At 72.8% G+C, this 20,827-nt stretch carries 20 protein-coding genes; 5 read left to right on the top strand and 15 right to left on the bottom strand.

Going from position 1 to position 20,827, the window contains the following annotated elements; all coding sequences use genetic code 11:
* Window positions 1-9: 9 nt before the first annotated feature.
* Window positions 10-900 carry an aldolase gene (locus EMA09_RS06690; protein WP_129839813.1) on the bottom strand — a complete coding sequence of 297 codons (891 nt, stop codon included), beginning with the start codon at window positions 898-900 and terminating at the stop codon, window positions 10-12.
* 42 nt (window positions 901-942) lie between these two features.
* On the bottom strand, window positions 943-1,887 hold the full coding sequence (locus tag EMA09_RS06685) for a carbohydrate kinase family protein (protein ID WP_129839812.1): 945 nt from the start codon (window positions 1,885-1,887) through the stop codon (window positions 943-945).
* A gap of 217 nt (window positions 1,888-2,104) precedes the next feature.
* Between EMA09_RS06685 and EMA09_RS06680 the strand changes: the two genes are divergently transcribed.
* Window positions 2,105-2,914, top strand: a complete 810-nt coding sequence (locus tag EMA09_RS06680; RefSeq protein ID WP_129839810.1) for a DeoR/GlpR family DNA-binding transcription regulator — start codon at window positions 2,105-2,107, stop codon at window positions 2,912-2,914.
* A gap of 85 nt (window positions 2,915-2,999) precedes the next feature.
* On the opposite strand, the gene fabF is transcribed toward EMA09_RS06680, so the two are convergent.
* The 5 genes from fabF to EMA09_RS06655 all read right to left on the bottom strand — a co-directional run bounded on the left by fabF (window position 3,000) and on the right by EMA09_RS06655 (window position 7,953).
* Window positions 3,000-4,262, bottom strand: a complete 1,263-nt coding sequence (gene fabF / locus EMA09_RS06675; protein ID WP_129843877.1) for a beta-ketoacyl-ACP synthase II — start codon at window positions 4,260-4,262, stop codon at window positions 3,000-3,002.
* Window positions 4,263-4,376: 114 nt separating this feature from the next.
* Window positions 4,377-4,625, bottom strand: a complete 249-nt coding sequence (locus EMA09_RS06670) for an acyl carrier protein (protein ID WP_129839808.1) — start codon at window positions 4,623-4,625, stop codon at window positions 4,377-4,379.
* A gap of 67 nt (window positions 4,626-4,692) precedes the next feature.
* Window positions 4,693-5,727 (bottom strand): ketoacyl-ACP synthase III, encoded by a 1,035-nt coding sequence (locus tag EMA09_RS06665; protein WP_129839806.1) that lies wholly within the window; start codon window positions 5,725-5,727, stop codon window positions 4,693-4,695.
* 11 nt (window positions 5,728-5,738) lie between these two features.
* Window positions 5,739-6,686: an ACP S-malonyltransferase gene (locus EMA09_RS06660; RefSeq protein WP_129839804.1), complete on the bottom strand. Its 948-nt coding sequence runs from the start codon at window positions 6,684-6,686 to the stop codon at window positions 5,739-5,741.
* An 88-nt stretch (window positions 6,687-6,774) separates the two neighbouring features.
* Entirely contained in the window at window positions 6,775-7,953 is a 1,179-nt protein-coding gene (locus tag EMA09_RS06655) for a helix-turn-helix domain-containing protein (RefSeq protein WP_240796268.1), read from the bottom strand.
* 93 nt (window positions 7,954-8,046) lie between these two features.
* Here EMA09_RS06655 and EMA09_RS06650 point away from each other — a divergent pair, with 93 nt between their 5' ends.
* Together EMA09_RS06650 and EMA09_RS06645 are read left to right on the top strand one after the other, a co-directional pair.
* Window positions 8,047-8,730 carry a pirin family protein gene (locus tag EMA09_RS06650; RefSeq protein WP_129839802.1) on the top strand — a complete coding sequence of 228 codons (684 nt, stop codon included), beginning with the start codon at window positions 8,047-8,049 and terminating at the stop codon, window positions 8,728-8,730.
* Window positions 8,731-9,283: 553 nt separating this feature from the next.
* Window positions 9,284-10,429 (top strand): ankyrin repeat domain-containing protein, encoded by a 1,146-nt coding sequence (locus EMA09_RS06645; protein WP_240796636.1) that lies wholly within the window; start codon window positions 9,284-9,286, stop codon window positions 10,427-10,429.
* Window positions 10,430-10,550: 121 nt separating this feature from the next.
* On the opposite strand, the gene EMA09_RS06640 is transcribed toward EMA09_RS06645, so the two are convergent.
* The 5 genes from EMA09_RS06640 to EMA09_RS06620 form a co-directional block, all read right to left on the bottom strand.
* Window positions 10,551-11,222, bottom strand: a complete 672-nt coding sequence (locus tag EMA09_RS06640; protein WP_129839798.1) for a hypothetical protein — start codon at window positions 11,220-11,222, stop codon at window positions 10,551-10,553.
* Window positions 11,185-11,661, bottom strand: coding sequence for a hypothetical protein (locus EMA09_RS06635; RefSeq protein ID WP_129839796.1), 477 nt, complete (start codon window positions 11,659-11,661; stop codon window positions 11,185-11,187). The genes EMA09_RS06640 and EMA09_RS06635 overlap by 38 nt, the downstream gene beginning before the upstream one ends.
* The gene (locus EMA09_RS06630) at window positions 11,658-12,227 is read right to left on the bottom strand and encodes a hypothetical protein (protein WP_129839794.1); all 570 of its coding nucleotides are present in this window, start codon (window positions 12,225-12,227) and stop codon (window positions 11,658-11,660) included. Before EMA09_RS06630 ends, EMA09_RS06635 begins: the two co-directional genes overlap by 4 nt.
* A gap of 31 nt (window positions 12,228-12,258) precedes the next feature.
* Complete coding sequence (locus tag EMA09_RS06625; RefSeq protein WP_129839792.1) at window positions 12,259-12,705, bottom strand: hypothetical protein; 447 nt, start codon at window positions 12,703-12,705, stop codon at window positions 12,259-12,261.
* A gap of 138 nt (window positions 12,706-12,843) precedes the next feature.
* On the bottom strand, window positions 12,844-13,656 hold the full coding sequence (locus tag EMA09_RS06620; protein WP_129839790.1) for a serine hydrolase domain-containing protein: 813 nt from the start codon (window positions 13,654-13,656) through the stop codon (window positions 12,844-12,846).
* Window positions 13,657-13,755: 99 nt separating this feature from the next.
* On the opposite strand from EMA09_RS06620, the gene EMA09_RS06615 reads away from it, so the two are divergent.
* Both EMA09_RS06615 and EMA09_RS06610 read left to right on the top strand, forming a co-directional pair.
* On the top strand, window positions 13,756-14,286 hold the full coding sequence (locus EMA09_RS06615; RefSeq protein WP_129839788.1) for a MerR family transcriptional regulator: 531 nt from the start codon (window positions 13,756-13,758) through the stop codon (window positions 14,284-14,286).
* Complete coding sequence (locus tag EMA09_RS06610) at window positions 14,283-15,305, top strand: aldo/keto reductase (protein ID WP_129839786.1); 1,023 nt, start codon at window positions 14,283-14,285, stop codon at window positions 15,303-15,305. The genes EMA09_RS06615 and EMA09_RS06610 overlap by 4 nt, the downstream gene beginning before the upstream one ends.
* A gap of 7 nt (window positions 15,306-15,312) precedes the next feature.
* Here the strand turns inward: EMA09_RS06610 and EMA09_RS06605 are convergent, their stop codons facing one another.
* The 3 genes from EMA09_RS06605 to aceE all read right to left on the bottom strand — a co-directional run bounded on the left by EMA09_RS06605 (window position 15,313) and on the right by aceE (window position 20,453).
* On the bottom strand, window positions 15,313-16,227 hold the full coding sequence (locus EMA09_RS06605; RefSeq protein WP_129839784.1) for a DUF4429 domain-containing protein: 915 nt from the start codon (window positions 16,225-16,227) through the stop codon (window positions 15,313-15,315).
* Between the two features lie 91 nt (window positions 16,228-16,318).
* Window positions 16,319-17,449, bottom strand: a complete 1,131-nt coding sequence (locus tag EMA09_RS06600) for an alpha/beta hydrolase (RefSeq protein WP_129843876.1) — start codon at window positions 17,447-17,449, stop codon at window positions 16,319-16,321.
* Between the two features lie 265 nt (window positions 17,450-17,714).
* Window positions 17,715-20,453, bottom strand: coding sequence for a pyruvate dehydrogenase (acetyl-transferring), homodimeric type (gene aceE, locus EMA09_RS06595; protein WP_129839782.1), 2,739 nt, complete (start codon window positions 20,451-20,453; stop codon window positions 17,715-17,717).
* Between the last annotated feature and the right edge of the window lie 374 nt (window positions 20,454-20,827).

Genomic DNA, 20,827 nt, shown 5'->3' with positions numbered 1-20,827 from the left:
CGCTGCGGGTCAGCGGGCGGCGACCGCCTCGTCGACGATCTCGCCCAGCCGGCGCAGGCGCGGCACGGACACGTCACGCAGCACGGTCTCCGTGTCGCGGGCGCCGATGACGGACTGCCACACGGCGCGCCCGGCCAGGAAGCCGGAGGCGCCGGCGCGGCAGGCGACGCGGACCGCGTTGCCGAACCGGTCGGCGTGCACACCGGAGGAAAGGATCACCCACGGCATGACGACGGCGTCGTCGATGGCGCGGCAGGCGGACAGCAGGGTGGCGTCGTCGGCGTCGCCGCCGTACGGCATCTCGCCCTTGTACAGGTCCGCGCCGCTGTCGCCCAGTTCCTTCGCGGCCGCCACGATCGCGGCCTCGCGGTCGAAGGCCCAGCCGCGCCGGGGCGGGCGCACCACGGGCTCGATGATGCTGACGAGGCCGGCCGCGCGGCAGCGGGCGGTGAACTCGGCGACCATGGCGCGGCGCCCGGCCGGGTCCTCGTCCTGCCGCCACAGCACCAGCAGCTTGAGGGCGACGGCGCCGCGCGCCCTGGCCTCGGCCGGGTCCACGGCGTCGTCGATCGCGACGGCGTCCACCGGGATGCCGTTGCCGGGCAGGAACTCGTCGGCGGCGACGATGAGGCCGCAGTCCGGGTGCACGGCCTTCGCGTCGAGCACCGCGTCGTAGCTGAACTGCCGGTCGACGAGGACGCCGGACGCGTACGGGGACAGCACCTCGGTGGCCTTCACCTTGAAGTCGGTGAGGACCTGGTCGGACACCGGGGCGCCGGTGACGCCCGCGAACATCAGGCGCATCGCCTCGCGCTGGTCCACCGCCAGCATCGCGAAGCCGCCGGAGGGGCGGGCGATGTCGGCGAGGGTGGCGGCGGCCCGGTCGGTCGTTGCGGTCATGGGTTCTCGTTCTCCTCGTGGAGCGGGTGGGCGGGGTGCGGGTCAGGCGGCCGGTGCGGCGGCGGTCAGGAAGGCGTCCAGCTCGGCCGTGCCGGGGATGGCGCTGCGGCCGTCGAGGGCGCGGCAGGAGAGGGCCGCCGTGGCGTTGGCGTGCCGCAGCGCCTCGGACCAGTCGAGGCCGCGGCAGACGGCGGCGAGCAGCGCGCCGTGGAAGACGTCGCCGGCGCCGAGGGTGGAGACGATGCCGACGCCGGTGGCGGCCGGCGCGGTGGCGTGGCCGCCGGGCCACCAGGCGGCGCTGCCGCCCGCGCCGTGCGTGGCGACGACGGTGCCGGCGCCCTCGGCGAGCGCGCGGGCGGCGCAGTCGGCGACGGTGTCGGGGGCCGCGTCGGGCGTGGTGCCGTAGCGGGCCGTCAGCGACGCGGTGGTGGGGACGTACAGGTCGACCAGGCCGAGCCGCCCGTCGAGTCCTGCGACGTCGTTCCCGGCGTCCAGGGCGACGCGGGGCCTGCGGTCCGTGCCGGCGCGCCGCTCCAGGAGGTCCGCGACGGGCGCGAAGCCGAGGTGGTCGGTGTGCACCCAGCCGGCGCCGGCGACCAGGTCGGCCGCCGCCCCGGTGAGCGGGGGGAGCGGCGGGACGGCGCGTGTGGCGATGGACCGGGTGGCGCTGCCGGTGGCCGCGATGACGACGGACGACTGGGTGGGCGTCGCCGGGTCGCGCAGGGTGTGCGTGACGTCCACGCCCTCGGCGGCCAGCAGGTCGAGGGCCTGGGCGCCCTCGGCGTCGGTGCCGACCCGGCCGACGAACGCGACGGGCACGCCCTGCCTGGCCAGGACCACCGCCGCGGTGGCGGCGGGGCCGCCGCCGGTGATCGCCACGCGGTCGGCCAGGACGCGTTCGTCCGGCCCCGGGTGGCGGTCGACGAGGGCGAGCGCGTCGAGGGTCACCACCCCGACGCACACGACGGCGGCTTCAGGACCGGACATGCGGTACCTCACTGTTCCGGAAAGGACGGGATGTGTTCGTTAGATGACAACACTTTGGCGCTATTGGGAACATCGTGTCAAGTAACGAACAACCTCGGACCTGCTGGACAGCCCGCTGACGCACCGGGCGCACCCAAGGCCCGTCCGGTGAACCGCTCCTGGGTTTGTTAGATTTGTTTCAAAATCTGTTGCCGACCCGCCGACGAGGTGCCGTTCCGTGCCGCAAGACCCGCTGAAGTACCGGGCGGCCCCCGCTCGCCGCGACGAGGTCGTCGACGCCCTGCGCGAGACCGGCTTCCTGTCCATCGCGGACGCCGCCGCCCGCCTCGGCGTCTCCGAGATGACCGCGCGCCGCGACATCCGCCGCCTCGCCGCCGAGGGCAAGGTCATGGCCGTGCGCGGCGGCGTCGTCCTGCCGGCCGGCGCCCCCCGCGACCGCGCCGCCCCCGCGTACACCAGCCGCTCCACCGCCGACGTCGAGCAGAAACGCGCCGTCGGCCGGGCCGCCGCCGACTGCGTCCGCGACGACGACGTCATCGCCGTCGACGCCGGCACCACCGCCTACCAGCTCGCCGCCGCGCTCCCCGACACGTTCCACGGCACCGTCGTCACCCACTCGGTGCCCGTGATCGACCTCCTCATGGACCGGCCGGGCGCCCGGGGCATCGCCCTCGGCGGCGACCTGTTCGCGCCCAGCCGCGCGCTCGTCGGCTCCCTCACCGTCGACACCGCGCGGCGCCTCAAGGTCCGCACCTGCTACCTCGGCGCCGCCGGCGTGGACGAGCGCGGGATCTACGCCGCCGCCGACGTGGAGCGGCAGGTCAAGGAGACCCTCATGGACATAGCGGAACGGGTCGTCCTCCTCATCGGCCACACCAAGTTCACGACCACGGCGCCCGTCCTCCTGTGCGGCTGGGACCGCCTCGACGCCGTCGTCACCGACGCCGAGCCGCCGCCCGCCGTCCGCCGCAGGCTGGCCGCCGAACACGTGCGGCTCGTCCTCCCCGACGGCGAAGCGGGCGACTGACCCCAGCACGACGGCGGCCCGCCCCCGGACCGCGCCACGAGGGGCGCGACCGGGAGCGGGCCGCCGTACGGTGCGGGGGCAGGCCTCAGACCGTCCGCATGGCCAGGACCACGTTGTGGCCGCCGAAGCCGAACGAGTTGTTCACCGCGGCGATCGTGCCGGAGGGCAGCTCCCGCGCCTCGTCCCGCACGATGTCGGCGTCCACGTCCGGGTCGAGGTTGTCGACGTTGATCGTCGGGGGCGCCGTCCTGTGGTGCAGCGCCAGCACCGTCGCGACCGTCTCGATGCCGCCGGCGCCGCCCAGCAGGTGACCGGTCATCGACTTGGTCGCCGAGATCGCCATGTGGTCCAGGTCGTCACCGAGGACCGACCGCAGCGCCTTGACCTCCGCCAGGTCGCCCAGCGGCGTCGAGGTGGCGTGCGCGTTCACGTGGACGAGCTGCTCCGGCTTCAGGTCCGAACCGTCCAGCACGTGCCGCAGGGCGGCGGCGATGCCGCGGCCCGTCGGCTCGGGCTGCGCGATGTGGTGCGCGTCGCCCGACAGGCCCTGCCCGAGGACCTCGCAGTACACCCGCGCGCCACGCCGCCTGGCGTGCTCGGCGGACTCCAGCACGACCACGCCGGCGCCCTCGCCCAGCACGAAGCCGTCACGGTCCCGGTCGTAGGGCCGCGACACCTTCGCCGGGTCGCCCTCGTTCTTCGACAGCGCCATCATCGTGGCGAACGCCGCGATCGGCAGCGGGTGGATCGCCGCCTCCGTGCCGCCGGCCACCACCACGTCGGCCCGGCCCGTGCGGATCATCTCCACCGCGTAGCCCACGGCCTCGGCGCCCGAGGCGCACGCGCTGACCGGGGCGTGCGCGCCGGCCTGCGCGTTGATCTCCAGACCGACGTTGGCCGCCGGGCTGTTCGGCATGAGCATCGGCACGGTGTGCGGAGACACCCGCCGCGCACCCTTCTCGCGCAGCACGTCGTACTGGTCGAGCAGGGTCGTCACACCGCCGATGCCCGAGGCCACGACGGCGCCCACCCGCGTCGGGTCCAGCGCGTCGTCGTCACCGGCGCGGCCCGAGAAGCCCGCGTCCGCCCACGCCTCGCGCGTCGCCAGCAGCGCGAACTGCGCCGAGCGGTCCAGCTTCCTGGCCACCGGGCGCGGCAGCACCTCGGCCGGGTCCACGGCGGCCCTGGCGGCGATGCGGACCGGCAGATCCCGCGCCCACTCCTCCGTCAGGACCCCCACACCGGACCGGCCGGCGACCAGGCCCTCCCACGTCGTCGCGCTGTCGCCACCCAGCGGTGTGGTCGCGCCGACACCGGTGACAACCACCGTTCGATGGGTCGTGTTCACGGTCATCCGTAACTCTCCGCTAGTCGGGGATGATCGCCGGGCCGCCCCGCGGGGCGGCGACAGCGCTTGCGTCGTGGCACCGGGTCCGCCGGACGCGCCGGCGGAACCCGTCCGTCAGGACTGGTGGGCGTCGATGTACCCGACAGCGTCGCCGACCGTCTTCAGGTTCTTGACGTCGTCGTCCGGGATCTTGACGCCGAAGCGCTCCTCAGCGGCGACGACCACCTCGACCATGGACAGCGAGTCGACGTCGAGGTCGTCCGTGAACGACTTGTCCTCCGCGACCTCCTCGGCCGGGATGCCGGCGATCTCGTTCACGATGTCGGCGAGGCCCGCGAGGATCTCTTCCCTGGTGGCAGCCATTGCGGCGCTCCTTCGTTGTGGTGCGGTGGATACCGCGTTGATGACGATCCGCGGGAAGCGGATCTGCTTAGGGGAGGGTAACGACCGTGGCGGCGTACACCAGACCCGCCCCGAAGCCGATGACGAGCGCGGTGTCACCGCTCTTCGCCTGGCCGGTCGCCAGCATCCGCTCCATGGCGAGCGGAATGGAGGCGGCCGACGTGTTGCCGGTGGTCTCGATGTCGCGGGCGACCGCCACATGCTCCGGCAGCTTGAGGGTCTTCACCATCGAGTCGATGATCCGCATGTTGGCCTGGTGCGGGATGAAGACATCCAGATCATCGGCGGTGATCCCGGCGGCGTCCAGGGCCTGCTGGGCCACCTTCGCCATCTCGAACACCGCCCACCGGAAGACCGTCTGGCCCTCCTGCCGCAGCGCCGGGAACTTCACCTGCCCCGCCGAGTCCACCGGCAGATCGGACAGGTCCCCGATCCGGAACCGGTCCCACGGCACGGTCTGCTCGATGACGTTCGCCTTGTCGCCCTCCGAGCCCCACACCGAGGGACCCATCGACGGCTCGTCCGACGGGCCGAGCACCACCGCGCCCGCGCCGTCGCCGAACAGGAACGCCGTGGACCGGTCCTCCGGGTCGGTCAGGTCCGAGAGCCGCTCGACACCGATCACGAGGACGTGCCCCGCGGTGCCGTCGGTGATCAGGCCCTTGCCGACCGTCAGGCCGTAGCCGAAGCCCGCGCACGCGGCCGAGATGTCGAACGCCGCCGGCTTCCCGGCACCGATCCGGTGCGCGATCTCCGTCGCCGCCGACGGGGTCTGCATGAAGTGCGACACGGTCGACACGACGACCGCGTCGATCTGCTCCGCCGCGATGCCGGCCGCCGCGATCGCCTTGCCCGACGCCGCCACCGCCATCTCCACGACGGTCTCGCCCTCGCCCGCCCAGTGCCGGGTCACGATGCCCGACCGGGAACGGATCCACTCGTCGGACGAGTCGATGTGCTTCAGGATCTCCTCGTTCGGCACCACACGGACGGGGCGGTACCCGCCCACGCCGAGGATCCGCGCGTACGGCGCGCCCCGGCTCGGCCTCAGTTTGGCGGTCATCCGTCAGGCTCCTATTCGGCGGGGGACGCGGCGTGCTCCGCGATCAGCTCACGGGCCGCGGCGATGTCGTCCGGGGACTTCACGGCGAGCTGCGCGACACCCCTGAGGTTCCGCTTGGCCAGCCCGGCGAGCGTGCCGCCCGGGCACAGCTCGATCAGCGCGGTGGCACCGAGCCGGCGGAACGTCTCCATGCACAGGTCCCAGCGCACGGGGTTCGACACCTGCGTCACCAGGCGGCGCACGATCTCCCGGCCGTCGCCGACGACCTCGCCGTCGGCGTTCGACACGTACCGGACGGCCGGGTCGGCGATGGTGACGGCCTTCGCGGCCGCCTCCATGGCGGCCACGGCCGGCGCCATGTGGTGCGTGTGGAACGCCCCGGCCACCTTCAGCGGGATGACGCGGGACCGCTCCGGCTTGTCGGTGGCCAGCTCCGCGAGCTGCTCCAGCGTGCCGGCGGCGACGATCTGGCCCCCGCCGTTGTTGTTGGCCGCGGTCAGGCCGCACTTCTCCAGGCGCTCGGCGACCAGCTCCGGGTCACCGCCGAGGACGGCGGACATGCCTGTCCGCGTCACGGCGGCGGCCTCGGCCATCGCCGTGGAGCGGCTGCGCACCAGGGCCATCGTGTCGGCCTCGCTCAGCACGCCGGCGATCGCCGCGGCCGGCAGTTCGCCGACGCTGTGCCCCGCGACCGCGCCGAGCCGCGCGGCACCCGCCGTCGCGTCCGCGCCGTCGAACAGCGCGGCGGCCGACAGCAGCGCGCCGGCCACCAGCAGCGGCTGCGCCACGGCGGTGTCACGGATGGTGTCCTCATCGGCCTTCGTGCCGAGGTGGACGAGGTCGATGCCCGCGATGTCCGACCAGGCGCGCAGCCGGTCGGCGGTACCGGGGAGTTCGAGCCACGGATTCAGGAAGCCGGGCGTCTGGGAGCCCTGGCCGGGAGCGACGAGTACGAGCACGCTCTCACTCTCTCCCGGCCACGGGGTGCGCCGCCCGTGGTGACGAGAACGAAGAACAGTCGGAGGATTTGTAGGGCTCGAACAAACGTTACGGACGACCGTCCGCGTCGGCGAGCCGCCCCAGCATCAGGGCGACGCGGAGAGTGAACGCCGACCGCACGTCCGACGGCGGCCACCCGGTGACGTCAGTCACACGCCGGAGGCGGTACCGGACGGTGTTGGGGTGCACGAACAGCATCCGCGCGGCCCCCTCGAGACTGCTCGCCTGCTCCAGATAGACACTCAGCGTCTCCAGCAGCGCGGAGCCCGCCTCCTGGAGCGGTCTGTAGATCTCCTCCACCAGAAGGGTCCGCGCCGCCGGGTCGCCCGCCATGGCGCGCTCCGGCAGCAGGTCGTCCGCGAGGACGGGCCGCGGCGCGTCCGGCCACGCGGCGCACGCCCGCAGCCCGGCCGCGGCGGCCTGCGCCGACCGGGTCGCCGCCAGCAGGTCGCCGACGACCGGCCCCGCGACGACCGGCCCCGCCGCGAACGGCCCGATGAGCGCCTTCGCCGTCTGCACCGGGTCGTCGCTGCCGCCCACGATGACGACCAGGCGCTTGCCGAGGACACCGGTGAGGACCTGGAGCTTCGCGTACCTGGCGGCGCGGCGGATCGCCTCGACGGTCAGCTCGCTGTCGCCGTTCGGCGCGTTCCCGAGGACGACGGTGACGTGCTCGGGCGTGCGCCAGCCGAGGGCGGCCGCCCGCGACAGGTCGCTCTCGTCGGCCTCCCCGGACACCACCGCGTTCACGACGAGGGACTCGAGGCGCGCGTCCCAGGCGCCGCGGGCCTCGGCGGCCTGCGCGTACACCTGGGCGGTGGCGAACGCGATCTCCCGCGCGTACACCAGGAGCGCGCTGCGCAGCGACGCCTCGCCGCCGGGCGGCGCCAGCTCGTCCACGGCGGACTCGACGACCTCGATCGTGGTGCGCACCATCTCGACGGTCTGCCGCAGCGTGATGGCGCGGGTCAGCTCGCGCGGCGCCGTGCCGAAGACGTCGGTGCTGATCGCCTGCGGCGTCTCGGGGTGCCGGAACCACTCGGTGAACGCCGCGATACCGGCCTGCGCCACCAGCCCGATCCACGAACGGTTCTCCGGCGGCATGGCGCGGTACCACGGCAACTGCTCGTCCATCCGCGCGATCGCGGCGGCCGACAGCTTGCCGGAGGACTGTTCAAGACGGCGCACGGTCGCGGCGTGCGCTTCCTTCTCATCGGCATCGGACACGGGACCAGCCTGCCTCATTTCTCCCTCGGCCATACCCGGCGGGGGTGCCGGGCCGGGGCGACCGCCCGGCGCCCTGCGGCTACGGTGGGGGGCATGCTCGAAGTGAAGCGCGCGGGCGAGCGCCACCGCGGCGGCGAGCCGCACGCCGGGATCGACACACGCCACGCCTTCTCCTTCGCCGGCTTCTACGACCCCGACAACCTGCGGTTCGGCCCCCTGACCGCCTGCAACGAGGAACGTCTGGCACCGGGCGCCGGGTTCCCGCCGCACCGGCACCGCGACCTGGAGATCGTGACGTGGGTGATCGAGGGGGAGCTGACCCACGAGGACACCGACGGCAGGACCACCGCCGTACGACCCGGCGACGTGCAGCGCCTCACCCCCGGCTCGGGCACCCTCCACGGCGAGCACAACCGGGGCACGGAGCCGCTGCGGTTCCTGCAGATGTGGCTGGTGCCGGACGAGCCGGGCGGCGCCCCGGAGTACGAGGTGGTGCGCGGTCTCGCGGACGGCACTCCGTACGCCCTGCCGCGCACGGACGCGGCGCTGTACGTGCACCACCTCGACACGGGCACGCGGACGACCGTCCCCGACGCACACCGCGCATACGTGCACGTGGTGCGGGGCGCAGTGACACTGCACCCGGACGTCACGACAGCGACCCGCCTCACCCCCGGCGACTCGGCACGCCTCACAGCAGCGGGAACCCCACCCCTGCGAGCCGAGGAACCGACAGAACTACTGATCTGGCGATTCGGCGCCGCACTCACCCGCTGACCGTGGACTCCGGCGGTGCGGTGGTGAGACGGGAGCAAGTGGTGTTCCGACGACGGGTGGTGTCGCCGTTCGGGTGGCCGGTTCCGCGTGGGGTGCGGCGTGCCTCGGCTGTCGAGTTCGCGCGGTTGGTGGCTGTGGCCTCGGCGCGTGGCTACAGCAGGGTGGCGAGGGGAGCGGCGCCGGACGAGGCCGCGCCGGGTACCTGGTACGTGGTCGCGCCCGTCCTGTACGAAGCGACACCCGAGGCGGCGTGGAGGGGAGTCGTGCAGATCAGCAAGGGCTACTCCGGCCGACTGGCCGCGCACTTGGGACGAGCTGCCCGCGAAAGGACGGGAGGTGGTGGAGAGTTACAGGAAGCAGATCGGTAAGCTGCGGGATTCCCTGGCGGGTGGAAGGACAAGGGGCGCTGAGGCGGTGGACCGCCGCCCGCGTCCAGGGGCCCCGGTGGCGCCCGTCGCCGAGAAGGGTCTCGTTCAGTCACGTCCGACTTCAGGTCCCGTTCCGGGATCGCGGAAAGCCTGGCCGCCTCTGAAGGATGGTGTTCTTGAACGACATGACATCCCACCGCTCCGTCGCCGCTGCATCAGCGGGGTGTTCCGCCGGAGGGCTGCGTCCCGAGGTTCTGTACCAACTGGAACGCCTGCGCGGCGCGGTGCCTGACGACTTCGCGCCGCGCGAGGGGTGGACCGTCGTGACGCCGGTCGGCGAACGGCGGCTCCCGGCCGAGATCCAAGCCCTGCTGTCGATCGGCTGGCCGCAGGCCCACGTCCTGCTCGACGAGGACGACAGCGGACCGATCCAGTTCCCCATGATGCTCGAATTCGACGACGAGGACGGGCCGTCGGCGAGGGCATGGCTCCTCATCGGCATGACCAACACCCAGTTCTACTGGCTGGTGGACCTCGACGAGGCCGGAACAGGCGACCCGCCGGTCTACGAAATCGACCACGACTGGTACGACGACGGTGAGGACGAGTGCCTCGAACCGGAGCCGCTGTCGAGGTTGCTGGCCGACCTGAAGGCCGTGCCCCCGCCGTCCCCGGAGGACCTCTTCCCACGGGCCTGCGCGGTCGGAGACCTCGCGGCTGTCCGGGAGGTTCTGGCCGGCACACCCACACCCGCGCTCGGTCCACTGAACGACTCCGGGCTCACCCCCATGCACCTGGCCGTCATCGGCCGCTCCGCCGCCGTCGTGCGGACCCTGGCCGAGGCAGGCGCCGATCCGGGTGCGGCGCTCCGCGAGACCTGCAGGATTCCCTGGACGTATCGCCACCCGCAACGGCACTGCGACAGATTCGGAGACCTGAGCGCCGGCGTCACGCCTCTGCACCTGGCCGTCGCCGGCAACTTCCACGTCATCCCCGGCCCCGACATCACCCCCGACGTCATCGAAGCCCTCCTCGCCGCGGGCGCCGACCCCAACGCGGCCGACGAGTACGGCCGCACACCGCTCCACGCCGCGGTCACCCTCACCGGACCGGACGCGCTGGCAGCCGTGCGGCTCCTCGTGGAAGCCGGCGGTGACCCCCATGCGCGACAGAGGGGGGTCCCCAGCCACGTGAGGTACTCGGCGCGCGATTACACGCCCATGACCCTCGCCGATGAACTCGGTCGCACCGAAGCAGCCGACCTGCTGAAGAACGCGAAACGGACGCTGTACCACCGAGCGCAGGCGAAGGCCGGTCGGCAGCAACGGTGAGGAAGGCCACCGTGGGGTACGGGGCGCCGCGTCTCGGCGCCCCGTGAAACGCTTCGTCCCCGGCCGCCTGCCCATCCGGCAAGAACTCGCCCGCCACGGTGTGACCGGCCCGGCCGCCTGCTCATTCGGTACTCGTGGGCTCCGGCGGTGCGGTGGTGAGACCGGACGCTTCGAGGCAGCCCAGCTCCTCCGCGACGGCCCGTGCCACCGAGTTCGTGACGGTCAGGCTCGCGTCGGCGTCCCCGCCCGCCGGCCGGGACAGCATGAGGAAATTGGCGCGCAGCGTCTCCTCCGGGCCGCCCGGGCAGAGGAAGAAGATGTCGCCGGACTCGGCGGTCACGTAAGCGGCCGGGCCGGTGCCCTGTTCGCCGGTAGGCACGTCGTACCAGGTGAACGTCATCTCTGCGTAGCTGTCCACGGTCATGTCGGTCGTGTCCGTGAGAGTGCAGAACATGTGTGGCCCGTCCGGGGCGTCACGGAGCTGTCCGGCGAACGCCTCCAGGTCCGGGGCGGGCGCACTGCCGTCCTCGTCGGCCGGTCCGCCCCCCTCGTCGATGGCGACGGGCAGACCGGATAACTGCTCCAGCGCCTCGTACGCCGGCTCGTCCAGCGTGCCGTCGCAGACCTCGGCGACAGGCCGCCACACTCCGCCGATGACGGAGCCGGACATCAGCCCCTCGCCCGACGCGCACCCCGTCAGCAGCACCGCCGTCAGGACGAGCCCCGCGGCCCGGGAAACACCGTGCGCACCCCGCTCAGCCGACGCGCGTTTCCTGATCCTCGCCGAAGCCATATGCGTCCTTGGTGTTGTTGGTCAACTGCACCGTCTGCTCAGCGGTGTACCCGTGCTCCAGTGCCCATTCCTCATACTCGGCCGCCACGTTTCCGAGTTGGGTACGGCTGTCCTGATAGAGGTTTCCTGTTGCGACGGCGGTCAGCGCCTGGTTCTCCAACTCGGTGTTGCCGCCGAACACCTGCTGCACCACGAACTCCCCGAGGAATTTCTCGCCGGCACCCGTCACGATGGGTACCGCGACCGTCGCCCCGGTGCTCGCCACCAGCACCACATTGGTGGTCGCGACCCCGACGCCCACGACCGAGCGCGCCCCGGCGGCCCCCCAGGCCAGCGCGTCCTTCTCCGCCTCCTTGGCCGCCGCACCGGAGCCGTAGTCGGACCGGATCTGGTCGACCCGGGCATGGTCGAGGAGTCCCCGCACCTCGGCGCCCGTCATGAGCGCGTGCTGCCCGCGTGCGAACCCCGTGCGTACGCGACGCCGCTGAAACGATCCTCCTCGGTGCCCATGGCATCCCGCAGCGCCTGCGCGATCAGCGCGTCCTCCTCGGCGGCACGGGTCAGGACGTCACGGATGCGGTCACCGATCTCCCGTACGGCCGCCTGCTGGCGTTCGTACACCTCGCTCTGCTCGTCGTAGCGGCCGGTGACGCGACCCCGAGCGTCGACATGGACCCCCAGTTCGGGAGCCTCCACCTCGATGATCGTCACCAGCGCGTCCTGGCAGCTCTTCAGCCGCTCACGGGCGTCCCGCAGGAGGTCGCGCATCGTGCCCGCCTCCGTGCAGGCCGCCTCGACCTGCGCGGCACGGTCGACGACGACAGGGATGCTCGCGCCGGCGTTCTCCCCCCGCCAGGTGCCGGCGCGGGCGTACCGGGCCATGGTCTCGCCGGTGTCGAGGAGTTCCTCCAGCCGCCGGTGCTGCGTCTCCCACTCCTCGACGGCGGCGCCCAGGTGGTTGAGCGGCAGGTCGAGCAGGGTTTCGACGGTGTACGCGCGGGACATCCGCGTCTCCTTCCTGAGAACGCGCCGAAGGTCAGACCGCTCGCTGGTCGCGTCCGCCGGGGGAGAGGTTCAGCCGCTGGAGTTCGGCGGCCCGCTCCAGGTCGGCGGCACTGTTCAGCGTGTACGTCTCGCGCAGGTGCTGTTCGATGATCACGCAGTCCCGGTGCAGCGCTTCGGTCCTGGTCTCCCAGCGCGCGACCAGGTCGAGCAGCGCGGAGCCGGTCTCGAACCCCGGAGTCGACAGCAGGGTCCCGGACAGATGGGTCGCGTTCCTGGTCGAGTTGTCCGACCGCGCCATGACGTCCGCGATGGTCGCCGCGCAGTCCTCGACGGTCGCCAGGTCCGCCTCGTGGATCTCCAGGACCGCGCCCGCTCCACCGCCCCCGGCCGGGGACTCCGTACCGTTCAGCCGCGTCCGCGCGACCTCTTCCCGTGCCGCCGCCTGGATGCGCGCCCAGTCGTCGTCGAACGAATCCACGAGTCCCCCCACCCCACGAGGCTCCATCGATCATCGCGGACCACACCCTAGAGCAGGCGCACGCGGTGAGGAATCGCGCCGTCCCGATCGCGAAGAGGTGAAGGGCCGGACACCGGCCGGGAGTTGGGCCGAACCCCGTCAGCCGCGCAGTTCGGTCAGGACCGCGTCCGTGAAGGGGGGCCATGCCTCTGCCGCCCAGGTGCCGAAGGGGCGGTCCGTCAGTGCCACGCAGGCCGCCGCCGCGTCCGGGTCCACCCACAGGAACGTGCCCGACTGGCCGAAGTGGCCGAACGTCCTGGGCGAGGACGTCGCGCCCGTCCAGTGCGGCGACTTGTGGTCCCGCAGCGAGAAGCCGAGGCCCCAGTCGTTGGGCCGCTGGTGGCCGAAGCCGGGCAGGACGCCGTTCAGGCCGGGGAAGACCACGGACGTCGCCGCGTCGAGCGTCTCGCGGGCCACCAGACGCGGCGCCAGCAGTTCGGCGGCGAAGCGCAGCAGGTCGTCCAGGGTCGAGACGCCGTCCTTCGCGGGCGAGCCGGACAGCTCCGTGCCGGTCATGCCGAGCGGCTCCAGGACCGCCTGCCGCAGGTACTCGGGGAACGCGATCCCCGTCGCCGCGGCGACGTGCGAGCCGAGGACCTCGAAGCCCGCGTTCGAGTAGAGGCGGCGCGTGCCGGGCGCGGCCACGACCCGGTGCTCGTCGAACGCGAGGCCCGACGCGTGCGCCAGCAGGTGCCGTACGGTCGAGCCCTCGGGACCCGCCGGCTCGTCCAGCTCGACGGCGCCCTCCTCCACGGCGATCAGCACGGCGTACGCGGCCAGCGGCTTCGTCACCGAGGCCAGCGCGAACGGCCGCCCGCCCGGCCCGCGGGCGGCCCGCCGCCCGTCCGCCGTGACCACACCCGCCGCCACCTCCGACACCGGCCAGGTGTCGATCAACTCCAGGCTTCGCATGTCGGTGAGCCTACGCGCGCCCCCGGCGGGACCCGACGGCGGATCCGTCCGCGAAAAGGACTTGCGTAGAGTGCACTCGAACTCTCTAGCGTGCTTCCCATGACACTCGCCGCCGCTCCCGCGCACGTCCGGGCCTCGGCCCCGGAGACCCGTCTGCCGGCCGCCGACCGCGTCGAACGGTGCGCGTCCGAGGAACGCCCGCCGCCGCGCCCCGACGGCCAGGACCACTACACCATCAGCGAGGTCGCCGCCCACACCGGGCTGTCCGTCCACACCCTGCGCTGGTACGAGCGCATCGGCCTCATGCCGCACGTGGACCGCTCGCACACCGGGCAGCGCCGCTACAGCAACCAGGATCTCGGCTGGCTCGCCTTCGTCGGCAAGCTGCGCCTCACCGGCATGGCCGTCGCCGACATGGTCCGTTACGCCGAACTCGTCCGCCGGGGCGACGGCACGGAGGCCGAACGCCGTGCCCTGCTGGAGGAGACCCGCGAGGAGGTGGTGCGCCGCATCGCCGAACTCGACAGCACCCTCGCGCTCCTCGACCACAAGATCGGCGTCTACCGCGAGCTGGAGCACCGAGCCGGCGACGGACACCGTGACGACGGAAGGATGAGTGTCTCCGCATGAGTGCCGCCGCCCCCCGCCTCACGACCGTCCCGCTCGGCACCGGAGGACCCCTCGTCGGCGTCCAGGGCCTCGGCTGCATGGGCATGAGCTTCGGGTACGGCCCGACCGACGCGGACGCCGCACGCGCCACCCTGGAGCGCGCCCTCGACCTCGGCGTCACCCTGTACGACACGGCCGAGCTGTACGGCATGGGGGAGAACGAACGGTTCCTCGCGCCGTTCGTCGCCGCGCACCGGGACGAGATCACCATCGCCACGAAGTTCGGGCTGACGCTCGCCCCGGACGACCCGGGCGCCCGCCGCATCACCAATGACCCGGCCGAGCTGCGCGCGTCCGCCGAGGCCAGTCTGCGGCGCCTCGGCGTCGATGTGATCGACCTGTACTACATGCACCGCCGCGACCCGGCCGTGCCGCTGGAGGAGACCGTCGGCGCCATGGCGGAGCTGGTCGCCGAGGGCAAGGTGCGCCACCTCGGCCTGAGCGAGGTCACCGGCGCCGAGCTGCGCGCCGCGCACGCCGTCCACCCGATCGCGGCCGTGCAGTCGGAGTGGTCCCTGTTCTCCCGGGACGTGGAACGCAGCGCGGTGCCGGCGGCGCGGGATCTCGGCGTCGCGTTCGTGCCGTACTCGCCGCTCGGCCGCGGCTTCCTCACCGGCTCGTTCGCCGACGCCACGACCGATCTCCACCCGTCCGACTCGCGCAGGCGCCAGCCGCGGTTCTCCGGGGAGAACGCCGTCGCCAACCGTGCGCTCCTCGAACCGGTCCGCCGCGTCGCCGAGGCCCATGGCGCCACCCCGGGGCAGGTCGCCCTCGCCTGGGTCCACCAGCAGGCGCCGCGCTGGGGGATGACGGTCGTCCCGATCCCCGGCACCCGCAGGGCGGGCCGCGTCGAGGAGAACGTCGCCGCCGCCGGCATCACGCTCGGCGACGACGAGCTGGCCGTCCTCGACACGATCGGTGACCGGGTCGCGGGGACCCAGTACCCGGACATGAACGTCACGGCGGCGGGCCGCGAGTAGTCCGCGCTCAGAGTTCGGCCAGCAGCTCCGTCTTCTTGGTGGTGAACTCCTGGTCGGTCAGCAGACCGGCCGAATGCAGGTCGCCCAGGTGCCGTATGCGGGCGGCGATGTCGGCCGGGTCGGCGCGGTGGGAGCGGTGGCGGCGCGTCCCCTCGTCCGCCGCCTCCGCGGCCCGGATCGCCTCCAGGACGGCCGCGGCCAGCGGCAGCGACTCGTGGACCAGGCCGTAGCCGAGGCCGAAGACGACGGCCGCCGGGTCCTGGTCGGCGGCCGGTCCTGCCTCGTCGTCGCCGTCGCCCTCCGCCCGGTCGTGGCCGCCGGGCCGGGGGGCCGCGGCGCCGCCGCGCCGCAGCAGCCGCAGGTAGCCCCCGGCGATCTCGGGCGAGCGCCACTGGACGCCCTCCAGGTCGCCGACGGCGAACGCCTGGTCCCCGGCCTTCCACTTCGCCGACGAGGCGCCCGTCCAGAACCAGCGGAAGGCCACCTCCTTGCCGTCGAAGGAGACCTTGCCGTCGTACGCCTTGAACTGGAGCGGCGCGGCCGGCGCCGGCACCAGGTAGTCGTCCGCCTCCTCGGCGGCCGCGGGGCCGAGCGCGGACCGCAGCTCCCCCGCGTAGTAGTCGGCCAGCGTCTCGCGCTCGGCGGGCAGGACGAGCCGGTACGGGTCGGACGCCTCCCGCAACTGCCCCGCCGCCGCGTCCAGCAGCGGATCGGCCCCCCGTCTCGGTACGGCGTGCAGGACGACGGTGCCCCTGCGTTTCCCCGGTGCCAGTTCGACCGAACTCAACGCCTCGTAGGGGATGCGGCGCTCACCCAGCACCTGGAGCAGCTTCGGCGTGCGTATTCCCCGTTCGAAGCGGATGAGCACGGAGTCGGTGTCGAACTCCCAAGTGGAGTGGATTCCGGCCAGCACATCACCCATGCGGGTCATCGTATGCGCCGGGACTGACGAAGACGCGTCCCCCGGGCAAGTGTGTTCGGCCGTACACGCGCGTCCGCCCGCCGGCAGCCTCTCACGCCGCGACGGCCGGGGCGCAGGTGCCGGGAGAAGCGCAGGAACGCACGCCGGGGGCGCACATCTCCTCGTCCACGCGCCCCGCGCCGATGCCGGCCATGGCGGCGAGGCTCAGCCCGCCCGGTTCGAAGTAGCCGCTGTGGCCGCCCGTCTCGCCGGCGTCCAGGACGCGCGCGCCGAACGCCGGGTCGACCGGGTCGGTACCGAAGCCGAACGGCCCCAGCTCCAGGTGCGGCACGTCCTCGATCCAGTCGTCGGCGGCGCGCAGCGCCCACACGCGGGCCGTGGTGCGCAGGTCCGTGACGTCCGAGGCGCGCATGCCGGGGCTGCCCGCGACCGCGATGTCCGTGACCCGCGACGGCAGGTCCGGCGCCGCGATGCCGCACACCACCGACCCGTAGCTGTGGCAGAACAGCGCCACCGGCGCCGACCCCGGCAGTCCCTCGACGGCGCGCGCGAGCCGGGCGGCGCCCGCCGCGGCGAGCCCGGAGGTGGCGGCCGACATGTGGATGCCGACCGGGGTGTCGTAGTCCGCCCATGCGATCACGGCCGTCGACTCGCCGGGCGGGAGCTGCTCGTTCTCCGCCTCCCACAGCGCCTGCGCCATGCCGGACGGCGCCGTGTACCGGCCGTTCGTCCGCTCGAACGTCAGCAGGTTCGTGTCCACGCCGGGCACGACGAGGGAGATCCGCTCCGCCGTCTCCAGGTCGCCGAACACCTCGGCGGCCCGCCCCCGCCCGGTCGGGTCGAACGCGAGGATCTGCCGGCCGGGCGTCAGCATCGACTCGTACCGGTGCATGCGCCGGCCCGCCTCCTGCTGTCCGGCGGGGGAGAGGCGCGGGTCGTGCATCCGCGCGCGCTCGGCGTCCCTGGCGTCGGCGAGCGCGTACCGGTTCGCGAGGTAGCGCAGGGAGACGGGTACGCCGGGCAGGTTGCCGACGACGAGGGAATGGTCGGCGGCCAGCTCGCCGCGCCGCGCGGGGGACAGGCCCTCGAAGAACCGCGCGACATCGGCGGGGGAGGCGGTGGCCGGGTCGGGGAGCCGCTCACCGGCGGCCGAGGCGCGCGCCCAGGCGAGCAGCTCGGCCTCGTACGCGTCCGGCTTTCCCTCGGCCGCTCCGCGTGCCATCCAGCCGGCCGTCGCCAGGATGACGAACACCAGGGCCAGCGGCAGGAGCACGGGCAGGAGAGCGCCGGAATCGGCGGCGGACAGATCTCGGGGTACAGGGCGAAAGATCAACACTGCCGCGCAATCATACGGGGGCCGCGCTACCCCTCGTACCCACGTCCGAAACGTGGGAGCAGGTCACGGCTGGGGCCGCCCGCGCACGGCGACGGCCGCCGCGCCCCCGGATGGGGACACGGCGGCCGTCACACCGCGACCGCGGTTTCGCTCAGGCGTCGCCGCCGGCCGAACCCGGGTCCGCAGCCGCCACGTCGAGGAGCTGGTAGCGGTCGATGGCCTGCTTCAGGACGGACCGGTCGATCCGGCCCTCCTTCGCCAGCTCCGTCAGCACGGCCACCACGATCGACTGCGCGTCGATGTGGAAGAACCGGCGGGCCGCGCCGCGGGTGTCGGCGAAGCCGAAGCCGTCACCGCCGAGCGACTGGTACGTGCCCGGCACCCAGCGCGCGATCTGGTCGGGAACGGACCGCATCCAGTCGGAGACGGCCACGAACGGACCCTCGGAGCTCTGGAGTTTGCGCGTGACGTACGGCACACGCTGCTCCTCCTCGGGGTGCAGCAGGTTGTGCTGCTCGGCCTCGACCGCGTCGCGGCGCAGCTCGTTCCACGAGGTGGCGGACCACACGTCGGCCTTGACGTTCCACTCCTCGGCGAGGAGGCGCTGCGCCTCCACGGCCCAGGTGACGCCGATGCCGGACGCGAGGATCTGCGCCGGGATGCTGCCCGCGGTGCCCGCGGACACGCGGTGCAGGCCCCGCACGATGCCGTCCACGTCCACGTCCGCCGGCTCGGCGGGCTGGGCGATCGGCTCGTTGTACACGGTGAGGTAGTAGAAGACGTCCTCGGAGTTCTCGCCGTACATGCGGCGCAGGCCGTCCTTCACGATGTGCGCGATCTCGTACCCGTAGGCCGGGTCGTAGGCGACGCACGCCGGGTTGGTCGAGGCGAGGAGCTGCGAGTGGCCGTCGGCGTGCTGCGTGCCCTCACCGGTCAGCGTCGTACGGCCGGCGGTCGCACCCAGGACGAAACCGCGCCCGAGCTGGTCGCCGAACTGCCAGAACTGGTCACCGGTCCGCTGGAAACCGAACATCGAGTAGAAGATGTAGATCGGGATCAGCGGTTCGCCGTGCGTCGCGTACGCGGAGCCGGCCGCGACCAGGGAGGCCGTGGACCCCGCCTCGGTGATGCCGTCGTGCAGCATCTGCCCGGTCGGCGACTCCTTGTAGGCGAGGAGCAGGTTCCGGTCGACGGACTCGTAGTTCTGCCCGGCCGGGTTGTAGATCTTCGCCGACGGGAACATGGCGTCCATGCCGAACGTGCGGTACTCGTCCGGCGCGATCGTCACGAACCGCTTGCCGATCTCCTTGTCCCGCATCAGCTCCTTCAGCAGGCGGGCGAACGCCATCGTGGTGGCGACCTCCTGCTTCCCGGAACCCTTGCGGACAGTGGCGTACGCCTTGTCGTCCGGCAGCGCGAGCGCCTTCGACCGTACGACGCGCCGCGGTACGAAACCGCCGAGGGCCTCCCGCCGCTCCTTCATGTAGCGGATCTCGGGGGAGTCCGCGCCCGGGTGGTAGTAGGGCGGGACGCCGCCCTCCAGCGCGCTGTCCGGGATGGGCAGGCCGAGCCGGTCGCGCAGGCCCTTGGCGTCCGCCACCGTCAGCTTCTTCATCTGGTGCGTCGCGTTGCGGCCCTCGAAGGACGGACCGAGCGTCCAGCCCTTGACGGTCTGCGCCAGGATGACGGTCGGCCGGCCGGTGTGCTCGGTGGCCGCCTTGTAGGCCGCGTACACCTTGCGGGCGTCGTGGCCGCCGCGGCCGGTCGCGAGCCGCACCATGTCCTCGTCGGACAGGCCCTCGGCCATCGCGGCGAGCCGCGGGTCGGAGCCGAAGAAGTGCTCCCGCATGTACGCGCCGGTCTCGGTCGCGTACGTCTGGAACTGTCCGTCCGGCGTCGAGTTCAGGCGCTCCACGAGGACGCCGTCGCGGTCCTGCGCGAGCAGCGCGTCCCAGGAGCTGTCCCAGACGAGCTTGATCACGTTCCAGCCGGCGCCGCGGAACTGGCCCTCCAGCTCCTGGATGATCTTGCCGTTGCCGCGCACCGGGCCGTCGAGCCGCTGCAGGTTGCAGTTGACGACCCAGGTGAGGTTGTCGAGCTTCTCGCGGGCGGCCAGGGAGAGCTGGCCGAGCGACTCCGGCTCGTCCATCTCGCCGTCGCCGAGGAACGCCCACACGCGGGACTTCGAGGTGTCCGCGATGCCGCGGGCGTGCATGTAGCGGTTCATGCGGGCCTGGTAGATCGAGCTGATCGGCCCGAGCCCCATCGAGACGGTCGGGAACTCCCAGAAGTCCGGCATCATCCGCGGGTGCGGGTAGCTGGACAGGCCGTGCGGGGCCTTGGAACGCTCCTGCCGGAAGGCGTCGAGGGCCTCCTCGGACAGGACGCCGTGGAGGTACGCGCGGGCGTACATGCCCGGGGACGCGTGCCCCTGGAAGTAGACCTGGTCACCGCCGTCGCCGTGGTCCTTGCCGCGGAAGAAGTGGTTCCAGGCGACGTCGTAGAGCACGGCCGACGACCCGAAGGTGGCGATGTGGCCGCCCACGCCGATCCCCGGCCGCTGCGCGCGGGTGACCATGACGGCGGCGTTCCACCGGTTCGCGGCGAGGACCCGGCGTTCCAGCTCCTCGTCGCCCGGGTACTCGGGCTCATCGCTCGTGGCGATGCTGTTCACGTAGTCGGTGCCGCGCGTCTCGGGCACGGCCACCTGCTGCTGACGGGCGCGCTCGATCAGGCGGAGCATGAGATAGCGGGCCCGCTCCCGGCCCCGCTCATCGACGGCAGCGTCGAGTGAGTCGAGCCACTCCTGAGTCTCCTCAGGGTCGAGATCCGGGACCTGGCTGGAAAGGCCGCCCATGACGATCGGGTTGCGATCTGATCCGGAAGCCACGCTGTTCCTTCACTGTGAGTTGTCTGCTCTGCATGTGTCGCGCCGCCTCCATCGTGGACCCCGGACGGCGAAACGTCATCTCTACTGGGCGGTAACCAAGGGGAACCTTCACTCCGCGTCGATCACGCCCGGCCCGCGTCCCGGCCGACCGGCCCACCCTACGCCCGCGCCCCCCGACCACCGCGAACGCCTGTTCACCGAGGGCGGCCGGGACAGGGCCAAGCCGTCAACGTTTGGGCGTGCTCGGCCGTCGGGTACTTGCGCGATCCGCCCGTCGCGTGTGGACTACGCCCCAAGCCGCGCGTGCGCGCGCGGCCGACCCGTACCCTCTTCTCAGAAGAATCTCCAGCAGTTTCCGAAGCGGTATCCGGGGA

Source organism: Streptomyces sp. RFCAC02 (assembly GCF_004193175.1).
GTDB lineage: Bacteria > Actinomycetota > Actinomycetes > Streptomycetales > Streptomycetaceae > Streptomyces.
Note: the sequence above shows the minus strand (reverse complement) of the source record. Positions and strands in the feature narration are given on the sequence as shown.